15 protein-coding genes are annotated in these 14,778 nt (G+C 71.1%); 3 read left to right on the top strand and 12 right to left on the bottom strand.

What is annotated here, in order from left to right:
• Window positions 1–3 precede the first annotated feature (3 nt).
• Window positions 4–351: a hypothetical protein gene (locus tag PBV52_RS00675; RefSeq protein WP_274236273.1), complete on the bottom strand. Its 348-nt coding sequence runs from the start codon at window positions 349–351 to the stop codon at window positions 4–6.
• Window positions 352–459: 108 nt separating this feature from the next.
• Complete coding sequence (locus tag PBV52_RS00670; protein ID WP_274236272.1) at window positions 460–1,419, bottom strand: GlxA family transcriptional regulator; 960 nt, start codon at window positions 1,417–1,419, stop codon at window positions 460–462.
• Between the two features lie 156 nt (window positions 1,420–1,575).
• Here PBV52_RS00670 and PBV52_RS00665 point away from each other — a divergent pair, with 156 nt between their 5' ends.
• A complete protein-coding gene (locus PBV52_RS00665; protein ID WP_274236271.1) occupies window positions 1,576–2,037 on the top strand; it encodes a DUF2269 family protein in 462 nt (153 codons plus the stop codon).
• A 113-nt stretch (window positions 2,038–2,150) separates the two neighbouring features.
• Window positions 2,151–2,369 (top strand): hypothetical protein, encoded by a 219-nt coding sequence (locus PBV52_RS00660; protein WP_274236270.1) that lies wholly within the window; start codon window positions 2,151–2,153, stop codon window positions 2,367–2,369.
• Window positions 2,370–2,375: 6 nt separating this feature from the next.
• Here the strand turns inward: PBV52_RS00660 and tgmB are convergent, their stop codons facing one another.
• The 4 genes from tgmB to PBV52_RS00640 all read right to left on the bottom strand — a co-directional run bounded on the left by tgmB (window position 2,376) and on the right by PBV52_RS00640 (window position 5,358).
• A complete protein-coding gene (gene tgmB, locus PBV52_RS00655; RefSeq protein ID WP_274236269.1) occupies window positions 2,376–3,350 on the bottom strand; it encodes an ATP-grasp ribosomal peptide maturase in 975 nt (324 codons plus the stop codon).
• A gap of 16 nt (window positions 3,351–3,366) precedes the next feature.
• Window positions 3,367–3,558, bottom strand: a complete 192-nt coding sequence (gene tgmA, locus PBV52_RS00650; protein ID WP_274236268.1) for a putative ATP-grasp-modified RiPP — start codon at window positions 3,556–3,558, stop codon at window positions 3,367–3,369.
• Window positions 3,559–3,676: 118 nt separating this feature from the next.
• Window positions 3,677–3,973 carry a DUF1232 domain-containing protein gene (locus PBV52_RS00645; protein WP_274236267.1) on the bottom strand — a complete coding sequence of 99 codons (297 nt, stop codon included), beginning with the start codon at window positions 3,971–3,973 and terminating at the stop codon, window positions 3,677–3,679.
• A gap of 209 nt (window positions 3,974–4,182) precedes the next feature.
• Complete coding sequence (locus PBV52_RS00640; RefSeq protein WP_274236266.1) at window positions 4,183–5,358, bottom strand: TRM11 family methyltransferase; 1,176 nt, start codon at window positions 5,356–5,358, stop codon at window positions 4,183–4,185.
• Window positions 5,359–5,581: 223 nt separating this feature from the next.
• On the opposite strand from PBV52_RS00640, the gene PBV52_RS00635 reads away from it, so the two are divergent.
• Window positions 5,582–6,244 (top strand): 1,4-alpha-glucan branching protein, encoded by a 663-nt coding sequence (locus PBV52_RS00635; protein ID WP_274236265.1) that lies wholly within the window; start codon window positions 5,582–5,584, stop codon window positions 6,242–6,244.
• A gap of 37 nt (window positions 6,245–6,281) precedes the next feature.
• Here the strand turns inward: PBV52_RS00635 and PBV52_RS00630 are convergent, their stop codons facing one another.
• From PBV52_RS00630 to PBV52_RS00605, 6 genes are all read right to left on the bottom strand, one after another.
• Window positions 6,282–7,445, bottom strand: a complete 1,164-nt coding sequence (locus tag PBV52_RS00630) for a hypothetical protein (RefSeq protein ID WP_274236264.1) — start codon at window positions 7,443–7,445, stop codon at window positions 6,282–6,284.
• A 224-nt stretch (window positions 7,446–7,669) separates the two neighbouring features.
• On the bottom strand, window positions 7,670–8,167 hold the full coding sequence (locus PBV52_RS00625) for a lamin tail domain-containing protein (RefSeq protein ID WP_274236263.1): 498 nt from the start codon (window positions 8,165–8,167) through the stop codon (window positions 7,670–7,672).
• A 102-nt stretch (window positions 8,168–8,269) separates the two neighbouring features.
• Window positions 8,270–9,235, bottom strand: coding sequence for a DUF1152 domain-containing protein (locus tag PBV52_RS00620; protein WP_274236262.1), 966 nt, complete (start codon window positions 9,233–9,235; stop codon window positions 8,270–8,272).
• Between the two features lie 96 nt (window positions 9,236–9,331).
• A complete protein-coding gene (locus PBV52_RS00615) occupies window positions 9,332–10,696 on the bottom strand; it encodes an FAD-dependent oxidoreductase (RefSeq protein ID WP_274236261.1) in 1,365 nt (454 codons plus the stop codon).
• Window positions 10,697–10,901: 205 nt separating this feature from the next.
• Window positions 10,902–11,720 carry a chitosanase gene (locus PBV52_RS00610; protein ID WP_274236260.1) on the bottom strand — a complete coding sequence of 273 codons (819 nt, stop codon included), beginning with the start codon at window positions 11,718–11,720 and terminating at the stop codon, window positions 10,902–10,904.
• Between the two features lie 162 nt (window positions 11,721–11,882).
• A complete protein-coding gene (locus PBV52_RS00605) occupies window positions 11,883–14,660 on the bottom strand; it encodes a SpoIIE family protein phosphatase/ATP-binding protein (protein ID WP_274236259.1) in 2,778 nt (925 codons plus the stop codon).
• Window positions 14,661–14,778: the final 118 nt, after the last annotated feature.

Here is a 14,778-nt window from a genome sequence, read left to right as displayed (position 1 = left end):
CGCTCACGCGGCGCTGCTGCTGCGCGGCATCCCGTGCCGGCAGGTCACGTCGTGCTCACTGCCGAGGCTCGTCCACCAGCGCTCGCAGCACGCCGAGTCGAGCTCCGCACGGACGATCGCCTCGGCGGCGTCGCCGGCGCGCCCGGCCCGCGCGATCATCTCCAGGAGCCACCGACGCTGTTCGCCGATCACGGTCTCCCGAACGACGGCGATGACCGGCACGAGACTGGCGGCGGTGAACAGGCACGCGGCCCACACGGGGCCGTACCGGAAGGTGAGGACCGAGGTCCAGGCGAGCCCCGCGCTCGTGGCGATGTAGAGGACGCAGAGGAGGCGGCTGGAGCAGTTCATGGGAGTACACCGTCCTTGGGGAGGATCGATACCCCTTGTCCAACTGCTGACGGCCCGTGTGGACTCGGGTGATTTTTCCCACCGTGACTGATCAGGGCGGGTCACCGGCTATGACGGGGCGCCGACCGCGGCCTTCCCCTGGAACGCGCAGCGGTAGGCGTGCGGCGTGGTGCCGGCCACCCGGCGGAAGCGCTCACGGAACGCCGTCGGCGAACCGAACCCCGCCTGCCGGGCGATCCGTTCGATCGGATGGTCGCTGTTCTCCAGCAGATACTGGGCCCGCCGCACCCGCGCCCGCAGCAGCCACTGCAGCGGAGTGGTGCCGGTCTGCTCACGGAAGCGGCGGCTGAAGGTGCGCTCGCTCATCCCCGAACGCTCCGCCATCGCCCCCAGGGTGATCTCCCCGGCCAGGTTGTCCTCGATCCACTCCAGCAGGGGTTCGAGCGCCGAGCCCCGCGGTACGGGCGGGTGTGCGTGCACGATGAACTGCGCCTGTCCGCCCTCCCGTTCGAGCGGGACGACGGACATGCGTGCGGTATGCGCTGCCACGGCCGACCCCAGATCCCGCCGGATCATGTGCAGGCACATGTCCAGCCCCGCGGCGGCTCCGGCGGAGGTGAGGATCTGTCCGTTGTCGACGTACAGCACGTCCGGCTCCACGTGGACGTCCGGGAAGCGCCCCGCCAGCTCATCGGTGGCCATCCAGTGGGTGGTGGCGCGCAGCCCGTCCAGCAGGCCGGCCTCGGCCAGGACGAAGGCGCCCACACACACGGAAGCGATCCGCGTGCCGGCCTGTGCCGCCTGCCGCAGGGCCGCCACCACGTGCGGGGAGGGCGGCCCGGCGTCGCAGCCCGGCACGATGACCGTGTCCGCGTCCACCAGCCCGTCGAGCCCTCGGTCGATCCGCAGGGCGAAACCCTCCGTGGCCACCTCCGGCGACTCGGCGCACAGCCGGACCCGGTAGGGGCGGCGGCCGTCCGGCAGCCTTGTCCAGCCGAACATCTGCAAGGGCGTCGCCATGTCGAACGGCACCACATTGTCGAGGACCAGGATCGCCACGGTGTGCATGAATGACACCCTAGGCGGATTCCCGCCACCGGCATAAGTCCAGGTGGTACAGGCCGAGTGCGGTGAAACAGCGGTCTGGGCTGTTGGCGGGAATCCGTTGCAAGCTGTCATTTCAGCCCCTGTCCGATCACCCGCGGGATCCCTAGCGTGGGGCGGGTGACCAAGATCCTCCTCACCCTTCACGTCCTGGCCGCCATCGTCGCCGTCGGCCCCGTCACCGTCGCGGCCAGCATGTTCCCGCCGGCCGCGCGCCGCGTCCCGGCGACGGACGGGGCGGTGGCGGTGGGCACCGTGCGGCTCCTGCACCGCATCTGCCGCGTCTACGGAGCCGTCGGGGTGTCGGTGCCCGTCCTCGGCCTGGCCACCGCCCTGGCCATGGGCGTCCTGGGCAGCGGTTGGCTCATCACGTCCATCGCTCTCACCGCCGCGGCCGCCGGAATCCTGATCGCCTTCGTCCTGCCCCGCCAGGAGGAACTCCTTGAGCAACTGGGCGCCGATAGGCCCGTCGCACACTCGGCCACCGTTCAACTCGCCATGTTCACCGGCATCTTCAACCTCCTGTGGGCAACCGTCACCGTCCTGATGATCGTCCGGCCCGGCTCGACGACGGGTGCCTGACGTCGCCCGTCAAGCGCTCTGGCAGAATTCGCACTTCAGTGTGCGTCGGCGCCTAGACTCGACAGCCGTGCCCAAATGCACACAGGGCCACGACATGAAAGGCGCGTTGACGGGTGTTCCAGGATTCCCCCATTTACGACCGGCTCATCGCGGAGCGCGGCGACATCCCCACCCAGGTGCGCCGGGAGGCCGAACGCGTCAGCAGGGAAGTCGAGTTCGCCATGCAGCCGCTGCTGCAGTCCAGTGGCCCCGCACCGGCACCCGGACGCCCGGCGCCGCCGGCCCCGACGTGGCAGCGCGGCGCCCTGCCGCCCGGCCCGCAGCACCTCTGAGCACGATCAGAGAACCTGCGCGCTCGCCCCGTTGACCTGTGACGGTCGCCCTGAGGCGGGTCGGGCGAGCCACTCGGCTATGCCCAGGGCGATCGGCTGGCCCGTGTCCACCTCGATGAAGCCGAACTGCCCCGACTGGTTGCACTCCAGGAACCACCACGTCCCGTCGGCGTCCTCCGCGAAGTCGAAGGCGCCGTAGGCGAGTTCCGCCTCCCGCATGTAGGCGCGGACGGCCTCGGCGACGCGCGGTGCGACCTCGACGGGACGCCATGGCGCGTCGGAGGCGTCGAAGCGGACGTCCACCTCGGCCTCGGGGTCGCTCGCCCTGCGGGCGGCCAGCAGCCGCTCGCCCACCACCGTGAGCCGGACGTCGGCCCGCTTGGCGACGCGCCGTTGCAGCAGGGTGGGCCCGAACGCGACGGCGGAGAAGTCCGCGTCCGGGGCCACCCTGCTGGTCGGCACCGCCCGGGGCGGGTCCTGCGGATGGGTGCCGGACACCGGCTTGACCACCAGATCCGGATAGCGATCGGCGAAATCGCGGGCGGCCTGCGGGAACGTCGTGATCAACGTGGCCGGCACGGGCAGCCCGCAGCGCTGGGCCACCCGCAGCTGCCAGGGCTTGTAACGGGCCCGGCGGGCCGCGTCGGGCTGGTTCATCCAGCGGGCGTCACAGCCGCGCAGCATGCCGTACAGCGCCTGCCCGGCCTCCTCCGTCAGCCAGGCGGAGGGCGCGGCCGCCCGGGCGGCCGGGGTTCCCGGCCTGCGTATCCAGACCGACCGCAGCCCGTCGATGCCCACCAGGCGTCCCGCGGACGACAGATGGCCGCGGAAGGCGCCGTGGACATACTCGCCCGACAGCGCGACCCCGCCGGTCAGGTCGGCGGGATCGAGTCGGACCACCGGGACGCCGGACGCGTTCAGGTGCACGACCACCATGTCCGCCGTCACGTCTTCTTCGCTGGTCAGAATCAAGACGGTCATCGTCGCCGGCCTGTGTTCAGTCGTCGAAGTGGGTCTTCGAGCCCGCCGTGGACGTCGTGGTCCCCAGCTCCCGCAACAGAGCATGATCACGGGCGGCTATCCGCCCGTCACGGAGCACGTTCAACTGCAGACCGGTGTCGTAGACATACGGAGCGCTGACCTCCAACTCCGCGGCCGGCCGTGCATAGTTGAGCGCGAACGGTTGCATCGTCTCTCCCTCAAAGGTGCTGCTCCGATCGAGCCTGGTCACCCAGCGGCGTCCTCGGGTCCGCCGACGTTTTTTGGGTTCCTCTTACTTAAACGAATCGAACGAGTGATTGGTTTCCTTACTTTCTGTAACCAACGGCGTCCGGCGGTCCCGCATCGGGAGAGCGGCGCAGGGTACGCAGTGCCAGCAAGAGCACGCCGATGTCGTCCAGATACACCGGATCCGGCACCAGATCGGCGGGCAGCACGAAGTAGGCGACGGCACCCCAGAACACCCATCGCGGTCCGGTCGGCAGCCCGGCACGCCTCATGACGCGCCGGGTTCGCACCAGCCGCACCAGAACACCGACGGCCACGGCGAGCACTACGGCCGCAAGGGCCACGGCGACGACGATCACTGTGGTGGTCGACTCCACGGACCCTCCTCCTGCCGGCGGTGCGCACGACACACTGCTGGTCGGATTCCCCCTCGCGGCGTGCACATTGCATGACGGCGGTCACCTGGCTGCCCCCGTCACCCGTCAGGACGAAAGACGCGCAACCGGCCCCGGCACCTGCCTGGGCAGGAGCCGGGACCGCCCACCACGCGCACCGAAGGCAACCCGCTGGACGCAGTACGCGCCTCCTACGAGTCCTGCGCAGGCGCCGTACGCACCGCGCGGGGGCGCGTGCGGCCCTTGTCCTCCACCTCCCGCCGGGCCCGAGCACGTCCGCGGTCGCGTTGCCGTTCGAGGCGGACCAGCAGCGGACGGCTGCCGAACAGGCTCAGTTGCTGTAGGTGGACGGGAGTCAGGCCGAGCGCCAGGGCGTGGCCCAGTCCGCGTGCCTCGGGCAGCAGCACGATCGCGCGCCCCTCGTCGGTGAGGACGCGGGCGAGTTCGCGCCACCATCGCTCCGGGTGCCCGGCGAGGCGTCCTCCCGCGTCGACCTGTGCTCCCCACGGCGGGTTGCACAGGACGCGGTCGATGCTGCGATCGGCGACGGGCAGGGCGCCGGCGTCGCCGTGCTCGACGGCGACCGGGAGCGGCCCGGCGTTCTGCCGTGCCGCCCGGCGCGCGGCCGGATCGAGATCGAACCCGAGCAATGTGGTCCCCGGCACCGTGTGGTGGGCCTCGATGAGCAGCGTCCCCGCTCCACAGCACGGGTCCAGCACCCGCTGGCCCGGCCGTAGTTCGGCCGCCTGCGCCATGGCGGCGGCGACCGGCGGGTGCAGCGTTCCCGCAACGGTCGCGTTCTTGTAGGCGCGCCGGTGTGCCGGGCGCCGCCCCAGGCGCAGCAGCAGGGTGGCGTGGGCGCCGTCCAGCGTCAGCCGCCACCCGCTGTGGCCGGGCGGCGCAGGCTCGCCGTGCCGGCGCTCGTGGTACGGCACACCGGCGCGCTCGGCCAGCACCCGGCCGACGGCGTCCTCGATGTCGTACCGGTTGTACGTCCTGCGCCCCAGGAAGGACGCCGAGATCTCGATCCCGCCGAACCCGGCCGGCCCGCCGCGTGCCCGGCGTTCCCGCGCGAGCCCTGCCAGATCGACCGCACGCGCCATCTCGGCCAGGGCGGCCAGGTCGCTCTTGTGCGGACCGATGTCGTCCCGGCGCAGGGCGAGCAGGAAGACGTCGTCGGCGGTCCGCAGCCGCACCTCGCCCTCGTCGCTGTCGCCCCTGCTCTTGCCGCTGTCCGTACTGGTCCGGAAGCCCACCTCACGGTGGCCGATCCAGTCGATGGTCGCGGAACCCGTCCGCAGAATTTCCGTGCCGAGTGCGGGCTCCAGCCCGCGTACGCACCGCGCCACCAGGCGCGCCGCCGTCACGAGACGGTCGGCGTGCCGGGACGCGGGTGTCGAACGAACACGCGCCGTGTGCGCATGATGCCGTTTTCTCCCACGTCGCAGCCCGGGACGGTGGAAGACCGTCCCGCATCGTCGGCGCCGGGTCGAGCCGCGCAGTGCCGACGGAGCGGCTAGCGGAGGGGGAAGAAGTACGTCATGATCGAACAGAGTATCAGCGCGTCAACTTCCGTGAGAGCCTGCGGACATGGCGATCATTCACCGCACCACCCTCACACCGACGAAGCTGGAACTGCTCACCACCTGGCTGCCCTCCCGTCCGTGGTACGGCGGCGCCGATGAACCCAGGCTGGCCAAGGCCGGCGGGTTCCGGCTCGACGACCCGCGGGGCGAGGTCGGGATCGAGTTCATGGTGGTCACCGACGCCGCCGGTGCCGAGCCGGTCAGCCACCTGGTGCCGCTGACCTATCGCGGCGCCCCGCTCGACGGTGCGGAGCACGCCCTCGTCGGGACCATGGAGCACGGGGTGCTGGGTCACCGCTGGGCCTACGACGGCTGCCACGACCCGGTACTGGTCGCCCAGTTGTGGGCCCTGATCGAGGGGCGCGTCCAGGCTCAGGCACAGAGCATCAGCGACGCCGTCGACGAGGAGGTCACCCGCTCCTACGCCGGTGCGGGCCTCACGTCGACGCAGGCCACGGCCCCCGCCACCGACGACTCGGACGGCACCCGGCTGGCCGCACCGGACGGCACGACCCTCCGCCTCCACCGGGTCCTGCGGCCCGCCCCGAACGCCGCATCGCTCCTTCCCGAAGGAGCCACCGCTCATGTGGGCGGCGCCTGGCAGCTGCCGGACGGCACCCGCGTCCGCGGGCTGTTCGCCGCTCTGCACACCGGTGCCCGGGGCTAGTTCTGTCTCTTCTTCCGGCTCGTCGACAAAACCCGCGCTAGCGGTCCGACGTCTCCGCCTGCTCCTCGACGGCCTTGCCCTCCTGCTCGCGGTCCGCGCCGGGGCCGGGCCTGCGAGCCCAGGCGGGGACCTTGAGGCGCTCGAAGGTCCGGGTCAGCTGCTGGAGCGGGGACGTCGCCGTCCCGGCGTCCGGCTGGGGCCGCGTCTCGGGCTGGGCCTCGGCGGACTCCCGATAGGCCGCCAGCGCGGCGTGTGCCTGCTCGGCGGCCTCCCGGTACAGGTCGCGGGACTTCGTCATCGCCTCGAGCGCCTCGGCGTACATCGCCACGAGCTTGCGCTCACGGGCGAGTTCCTCCTCGACCGTCAGCAGCCGCCAGTCCTCACGCAGGGCCGTGACGGCCTCCTCGCCGCCCTCGGGCAACGGGCGCGGCAGCGCGGCGAACCGCGTCACGGCGTGGATGAGCTCGGCCGGTTCCGAGCCGTCGAGGAAGACGCTGCGTACGGCGAAGTCGTCGGCGTCGTAGCCGGACGAGGCCGCGGTGCCCGGCAGCACCACGGCACCACCGCGCGGCACCTGGACGCCGAAGTCCCGCAGGGCCCAGTTCACGACGCGCAGCTGATGGGGTGCGGCACGATGCTCGACCACCCGGTGCCGCAGGCTCGGCGGCAGCATCCCGGCAAGCGGCACACGGCCGCGCTCGTCCGTGGTCATGGCCTCGTGGACGACGACGTGGATGCTCCAGCCGTCGCGCGCGGAGTCGCGCAGCACGCGCCGTACGGCCTTGTCGTCCGAGGGGAGGGGGTTGATGTCCGTCAGGCGCAGGCCCGTGAGCGCATCGTGGTCCCAGGTGGCGTCCGGCTCCTGCGGCCAGAACATGGCGGTCGGCGACGGCCATCGCGGATCCCACGGGGCCTCCGCCTCCGCGACCAGCACCCACTCCTGTCCCTCGGCGGAGCCGCGTTCGAGGGTCAGCCGGGCCCGTACGGTCACCGTCTCGGCGACCCGCCATCGGGCCTCGAAGACCGACTCCTGGGCGCCCTCGGCCTCGGGCACCTCCAGACAGTCGTCTATGACCCGGCTGTCCTTGAGCTGCCGCAGACTGAGCCGGAGTACGTCTTCCGCGGCGGGGCCGAGGTGGCGGCCACGGGCCGACCACACCGAGGGCGGGATCGTGGGGCGGGCGCTGGAGGAGCTGGGCATGGGTCCATCTGTGGGCCGGGGGTACGTGTACGTACCAGTATGGTCGCCGCAGACGGATGCCGATCGGGCGGGGGGTCCGCACACGGGGTGTGTACGCTCCGCACAGCCCGACCGCCGCTCACTCGTGGCCCGCACCGCGTCCGGTCACGACAATGACTCGGTGAGCAGGACCCGCCCACCATCCGCATTGGGGCGGGTCCTGCTCACACGCGGCCTGCGAACGGTCAGCCGTGGTAGGTGATGTAGCCGTTCCCGTCCGGGTCGTTGCCGCTCTTGGTGTACGAGTGCGAGTCGGCCCCGGCGCCCGAGGGCTTGTACAGCTTGATGGTGTCCTTGTCGTTGTTCCACATGAAGTTGCAGTTGTCGCGGTACGCGACGTTCTTGCTGTCGGAGTCGGTGCCGTGGCCGCCCCGGAGCTTCACGTAGTCACCGGGCTGCAGATAGTGGTTCGCGGGGAAGACGAACTTGTTGGTGCTGCTGGCGTCCCTCACGACGTAACCCTTGAGGTTCACGGTCGTGCTGGACGAATAGTTCTTGATCGTCAGGTACTCCTCGTCGGTGTTGCCGGTGGAGCAGCTGTTGGAGTCGCGGCCGGGCGCGTCGTACTGGATGCCCTTGATCTTCAGCGCGGACGAGTACTCGGTGGCCTGGGCCGGTGCGGCGGACAGCGCGGCGAGCGTGCCGGCCGCGACGGCGGTTGTGGCGGCAATGCGTATACGCATGGAGAAACATCCCCCCTGTGTGGAACTTCTGTGAAGATCAGGAGTGTATGCAGCACACACGAGTGCCGTGGCGACTTCACCGAAATGTGAGACAGGGGCAAGTCAGTGCGGGTAGGCCCGCGGTGGCCGCTGACGCGGGAGCTCGTCGCGGAACTCCGCGATGGCCGAGCTGATCTGGCGCATGAGCGCCGTGTTCTCCAGTCGGTCGAGATAGAGGTTGTGCCGGGCCAGGGCGGGCGCGTCGACGCAGAAGTACAGGGCCATGAGCGGATTGACGAACAACTCGCTGTTCCTGGTCCGCTCGGTGAAGCGTACGTCGCCGAAGTCACCGCGTACGGCGGCCGCGACGGAGCCCTGGACGATGCTCGGGTGGTCCGGCGTGCACCGCTGGGCATGCTCCACCGCGTCGAGGTAGAGGCCGCCCTCGCGGCTGTCGCGCGGCAGCGAGAACGTACCGAGGTAGCCGCCCTCACGGTCCAGCGCGGCGAGGTTCTCCAGCACCAGGGAGTGGTTGACCCCGTGATAGGCGTCCACCCCGAAGCCGAGGCACGCCACCAGTCGCACGGGAACCTCGTCGAGCCCGGCCACGGCGGCCAGGCTGGCCATGTCCTCCTCCGGCGTGCCCAGACCGTTCTCGTCGCCGCGCATCAGGATGTCGGTCCCGCCGTCCACCAGCACGATCGCGTCCACCCCGCCCAGATGCTCGACAAGCGCGCGGTAGGCGGCCCGGAGCGGCTGGACGCCCGTGAGGGGAAACGCGTACACCGTGTCGGGCAGGCCCTGCTCGGCGAGCCATGTGGCCAGAGTCCGCTCGGGGAAGTAGTCGCCGCGGGCCGTGGTGTCCGGGCGTATCGCCGCCACGTCGTGGTCCACCCACGCATCGAGGTCCAGCCCGTACAGATCCGAGAAGGACAGATTGGCCAGCCGGACCTCCTTGCCGGCCGCCCGCAGGGCGAGGGCCAGCGGCACACCGGCGTACACGTCGAATCCGCCGCCGGCACCGGCGACGAGCACCCGCCGCGCATCGCGCAGCCGGGTGAAGAAAGGGGGCTCGAGAAGTGAGAACACCGGGGGACGTTAACAGGCGGCGATCACCTCGCAGAGGGTGAAAGTCGAGAGGGCCGGGGAATGAACCCCGGCCCTCTCTCCGTCTGCGTCGGCGACTTACGCGCCGCTCTCCCGGAGCATGTCCTCGCGCTCGACGATCTTCACGCGCTCACGGCCCTGCGGCTCGCCCAGCGCCTTTTCGGCGGCGTCGAGCTGGTACCAGCCGTCCCAGGTGGTGAAGCGGATCTCGCGCTCGGCGAGGAACGCCTGCACGGCCTCCGGCTCGGGCGAACCCGGCGTCTGCAGACGGCCGTTCGCGAAGTCGTCCAGCAGGTTCGCCACCGTCTCGTTGGCGTCGCCCTTGGTGTGGCCGATCAGGCCCACCGGACCGCGCCGGATCCAGCCGGTGACGTACGTCGACTGCAGGTGCTCGCCGGACTCCTGGATGACCCGGCCGCCCTCGTCCGGGACGGTGCCCGAGTCGATGTCCCAGGGCAGCTTGGGGAGTTTGTCGGAGAGGTAGCCGACGGCGCGGTAGATCGCGCTGACGTCCCAGTCCTTGAACTCACCGGTGCCCTTGACGTTGCCGGTGCCGTCGAGGGCGGTGCGCTCGGTGCGCAGGCCCACGACCTTGCCGTCCTCGCCGAGGATCTCCGAGGGCGACTCGAAGAAGTGCAGGAACAGCTTGTGCGGCCGGTTGCCGACGTCGCGGATCGCCCAGTTCTCCAGCGTCTTGGCGACCATGTCGGCCTGCTTGTTGCCGCGCCGGGTCTCGATCGAGCCCTCGTCGTAGTCGATGTCCTCGGGGTCGACGATGACCTCGATGTTGGGGGAGTGGTCCAGCTCGCGCAGCTCCATCGGGGAGAACTTCGCCTGCGCCGGGCCGCGGCGGCCGAAGACGTGGACCTCCAGCGCCTTGTTGGCCTTGAGACCCTCGTAGACGTTCGGCGGGATCTCCGTCGGCAGCAGCTCGTCCGCCGTCTTGGCGAGGATGCGGGCCACGTCGAGGGCGACGTTGCCGACGCCGAGCACGGCGACCTTCTCCGCCTCCAGCGGCCAGGTGCGCGGCACGTCCGGGTGGCCGTCGTACCAGGAGACGAAGTCCGCGGCGCCGTACGACCCGTCGAGGTCGATGCCGGGTATGCGCAGCTCGCGGTCGGCCGTCGCGCCCGTCGAGAAGATCACGGCGTCGTAGAACGCGCGCAGGTCGTCCAGGCTGATGTCGTTCGGGTAGTCGACGTTGCCGAAGAGGCGGATCTGCGGCTTGTCGAGCACCTGGTGGAGGGCCGTGATGATGCCCTTGATGCGGGGGTGGTCGGGCGCGACGCCGTAACGGATCAGTCCGAACGGCGCGGGCATGCGCTCGAAGAGGTCGATGGACACGCCGGGTTCGGCGGCCACGTCGGACTTGAGCAGGGCGTCGGCGGCGTAGATCCCGGCGGGGCCGGCTCCGACGATGGCTACCCGCAGAGGGCGGGGCATGATCAGGGTCCCTTCGAGTGGCGACAAACGATCTCGTCGGGAAGCCTAAGCTAAGGCAAGCCTAAGTCGGTACGCGGGTCCGGTCTATGAGCTCATAAGGCTGCTTTATGAGGTGTCCGGGCCGCGCCGGACACTCTCTCATGTCGGGCGTGGGGCGCGTTCGGCGAGGTCCGGCGCCCCGTTCGGCCGGGGCGCCGGATGTCGCTCAGCCGATGTGGTAACTGTCCCCGTACACCTTCCAGTCGAGCGGCGGATCGAGGTCGAGGTTGCTCTTGCGCAGGAACACCCGCTGGGCGGTGTCGACCCGGCTGGTGTCGCTGTGGGCCTCCTCCTGCTTCATGGCCCACACCCGCGCGTCCAGGAAGGCGTCCAGGTAGGTGACTTCGTCGCCGCCCTGGGCCGGCGGCCGGGCCCGGTTCAGGGCGCGCCTGCGGATGTTGCGGAAGCTGGTGGGGTCGTCGCCGTCGCCGTGCATGACGATGGCGTCGTAGTACGCGAACTGGCCGAGCACCCGCAGACCGTCGCTCTTGCCCTGCCGGACGGCCGGGTTGAAGTACACCCGGTCGCGCTCGTCGTTCTGCGCCTGCCGGAACGCCTGGTCCTGTGCGGCCCGGGCCCAGTCGCGGGGGAAGTTCGGGTCGAGCCCGTCGTGCGAGTCGGTGCCGTTCACCCGGCGCAGCGCCGGCAGGTACGGGGCGAGGACGTTGCCGGGGCGGCGGTCAGCGTAGAGCTCGACCAGGTCGAGCATGTCGCCCGTGCCGGAGCAGAACCCGATGATGCCGGCGGTGTAGCCGCGGCCGTCGCCGATGTCCTCGATGTACTTGTACTGCGCCTTCCAGTCGAGCGAGGAGTTCTCCGCGCTCGACACCAACTGCATGGCGAGCTCCTTCTTCGCCGGATCGTCGAGCCCCGCCGCGGCGCAGAGGGCGGCGGCACGGGGGGAGTTGAGGAGCGGGACCGACGCCAAGGACGCGCCGATGAGGGCGAGCAATGTGCGGCGCGATGTGTGCGCGGGGTGCTTCACGGCGGCTCCAAGTGATGGTGGGGGGTGGGGAGTTGGCCGTAACTGCCACTGATAGGAAAGTTTCCTACCAGACACGGGTCGCGAGCGGCACCCGTCGCGCCAAAGGTTCGTACCTATGCACAAACAGACGGGTGCCAACAGGCGTGTGCGCACAGGCGCCCGCTACGGCAGCGGCTGCTCCGCCCAGATCACCTTGCCGGTGGGCAGGTACCGCGTACCCCAGCGCTCGGCGAGCTGCGCCACGAGGAACAGGCCGCGCCCGCCCTCGTCCGTCATGGCCGCGTAGCGCAGATGCGGCGAGGTGCTGCTGGCGTCGAAGACCTCGCAGATCAGAGTGCGGTCGCGCAGCATGCGCACGCGGATGGGGTCACCGCCGTACCGGATCGCGTTGGTGACCAGTTCGCTCAGGATCAGCTCCGTGGTGAACGACAGCTCCTCCAGCCCCCACCTCTCCAGCGTCCCCGTCACATCGGAGCGCACCTGGGCGACGGCCGCCGGATCGGACGGGACCTGCCACTCGGCGACCAGGTCGGCGCCGAGTGCCCGCGTCCGCGCCACGATCAGCGCGATGTCGTCGCTCGGCCGCTCGGGCAGCCGGCCGTCCAGTACGGCCTGGCAGGTCTCCTCCGGCGACCGGCCGGCCCCGGCCAGCGCGGCCCGCAGCAGCTCCAGACCCTCGTCGATGTCCCGCTCACGGTCCTCCACGAGCCCGTCCGTGTAGAGCACGAGCCGGCTGTCCTGCGCCAGCTCCAGCTCGGCCGTCTCGAACGGCAGCCCGCCCAGGCCCAGCGGGGGACCGGCGGGCACGTCGGGGAACTCGACGGTGCCGTCCGGCCGGATCAGGGCCGGCGGCGGATGTCCGGCGCGGGCGATGGTGCACCGTCGGGAAACCGGGTCGTAGATCGCGTACAGACAGGTCGCACCGGCCACCGGAGCGCTGTCGCCCTCCTCCGTCTCGTCCTGGTCGATACGGGCGACCAGCTCGTCGAGGAGCGCGAGCAGCTCGTCGGGCGGCAGGTCCAGGGCGGAGAAGTTGTGCACGGCCGTACGCAGCCGGCCCATCGTGGCCGCCGCGTGCAGCCCGTGGCCGACGACGTCCCCCACCACCAGCGCCACCCGGGCACCGGACAGCGGCAGCACGTCGAACCAGTCGCCGCCCACCCCGGCCTGCGCCGGCAGGTACCGGTAGGCGATGTCCAGCGCGTTCTGCTCGGGCAGCCGGCGGGGCAGCAGGCTGCGCTGCAGGGTCACCGCCATGCTGTGCTCGCGCGTGTACCGGCGGGCGTTGTCGATGGACACCGCTGCCCGCGCGACCAGCTCCTCGGCGAGCGCGACCTCGTCGGCGTCGAACGGCTCGCCCTTCTGCGACCGCCAGAAACTGACCACGCCCAGCACCAGGGAGCCCGCCCTGAGCGGCACTGCGATCAGTGAGTGGATGCCGAAGTCCAGGACCTGCGCCGACCGCTCCAGGTCCTGGGCGCGCCAGCCGGACGCCTGCTGAAGCCGCGGCTCGACGACGGCCTGCCCGTCGCTGAGCGCACGGGCCTGCGGCGAGGAGTCGACGAACCGGAGGTGCTCGCCCACCGGGTACAGCGGGGCGTCCTTGCGTATCCCGCTGGACGCCGTGCGCCGCAGCCGGGTCACCGCCTCCGGCTGCCCGCCGGCCAGCACGGCGTCGAACAGGTCGACGGTGGCGTAGTCCGCGAACCGGGGCACCGCGATCTCCGCCAGTTCCTCGGCGGTACGGGTGACGTCCAGGCTGGTGCCGATGCCGACACCGGCGTCGTACAGCATGTTCAGGCGCTCGCGGGCCTCCTCGGCCCGGCCGGACAGGGCCCGCAGTTCCGTCGAGTCGCGGAGCGTGGCGACGCTGCCGGAGGGCCGGCCCCTGAGGTGGGTGGGGCGCTGGTTGACGGCGAGCAGCCGGTCCTTGACCAGGTGCACCTCGTCCGTGGCCATCCGGCCGGAGTCCAGCAGTTCGGCGGTGTCGGCGGCGAGACCGAGGTCGATCACCCGGCGTCCCTCGGCGTCCTCGGGCAGGTCGAGCAGGCGGTGCGCCTCGTCGTTGGCGAGCAGCAGCCGCCCCTCGTCGCCGACGATGATCACGCCCTCCCGGACGGCGTGCAGGACGGCGTCGTGGTGCTCGTACATCCGGGTCATCTCGTCCGGCCCGAGGCCGTGCGTCTGCCGCAGCAGCCGCTTGCTGACCAGGGCCGTGCCCGCCGTGGACAGGGCCAGGGCCACCGCCGCCGCGGTCAGGACCAGCGGCAGCTGCCGGTCCGCGGTGCCGCCCACGGTCTTCGTCGTGATCCCGGCCGACACCAGGCCCACGACCTTCCCGTCGGGGTCCTTGATGGGGACCACGGCCTGCACGAGCGGACCGATGGTCCCCGTGATGTGCTCGACCACGACCTTCCCGGCCAGCGCCGGTTCCAGGGTCCCGACGAACTTCTTCCCGATACGGTCCGGCTTGGGGTGGGAGTAGCGGATGCCGTCGGTGTTCATGACGACGATGAAGTCCACGCCGGTCGCCTCGCGCGCCGCCTCGGCCCGCGGCTGCAGGATGGCGCTGGGATCCGGGCTGTCCAGCGCCTCCCGGGTGCCGGGCGCGTTCGCGAACGCCTCGGCGACCGCCACCGAACGGTTGCGTGCCTCCTGCGTGGTGTCGTACCGCGTCTGCAGCACCAGTGCCACCACCGCGGCGACGACCAGCAGCAGCACGATCACCACTTGCAGCAGGAACACCTGCCCGGCGACGCTGCGCCCGCCCAGCGCCGACCGCACCCCGGCGAGCAGGCCCTTGCGCTGCCCGTCGGCGAGCGGATCGCGCGGGATTCCCCGTTCGGGCACCGCAAAGACGCGGTCGGGCGCACCCCGGGTGCGCAGACCGCTCGGACGACGGGCCGACCGGGCCCCGGATCGACCCGATAGTCGGACCATGTGCCCATGTCTACACTGCCGCGCCCCAGGAGGCGAGAGACGTCACGGACCGTGACAGGACCCGCTGTCTCTCTCACACGACGATCACAGAAGTGGGGGGTCGCATCCGGGCAACTCC

This window comes from Streptomyces sp. T12 (genome assembly GCF_028736035.1).
Taxonomy (GTDB): Bacteria; Actinomycetota; Actinomycetes; order Streptomycetales; family Streptomycetaceae; genus Streptomyces.
Note: the sequence above shows the minus strand (reverse complement) of the source record. Positions and strands in the feature narration are given on the sequence as shown.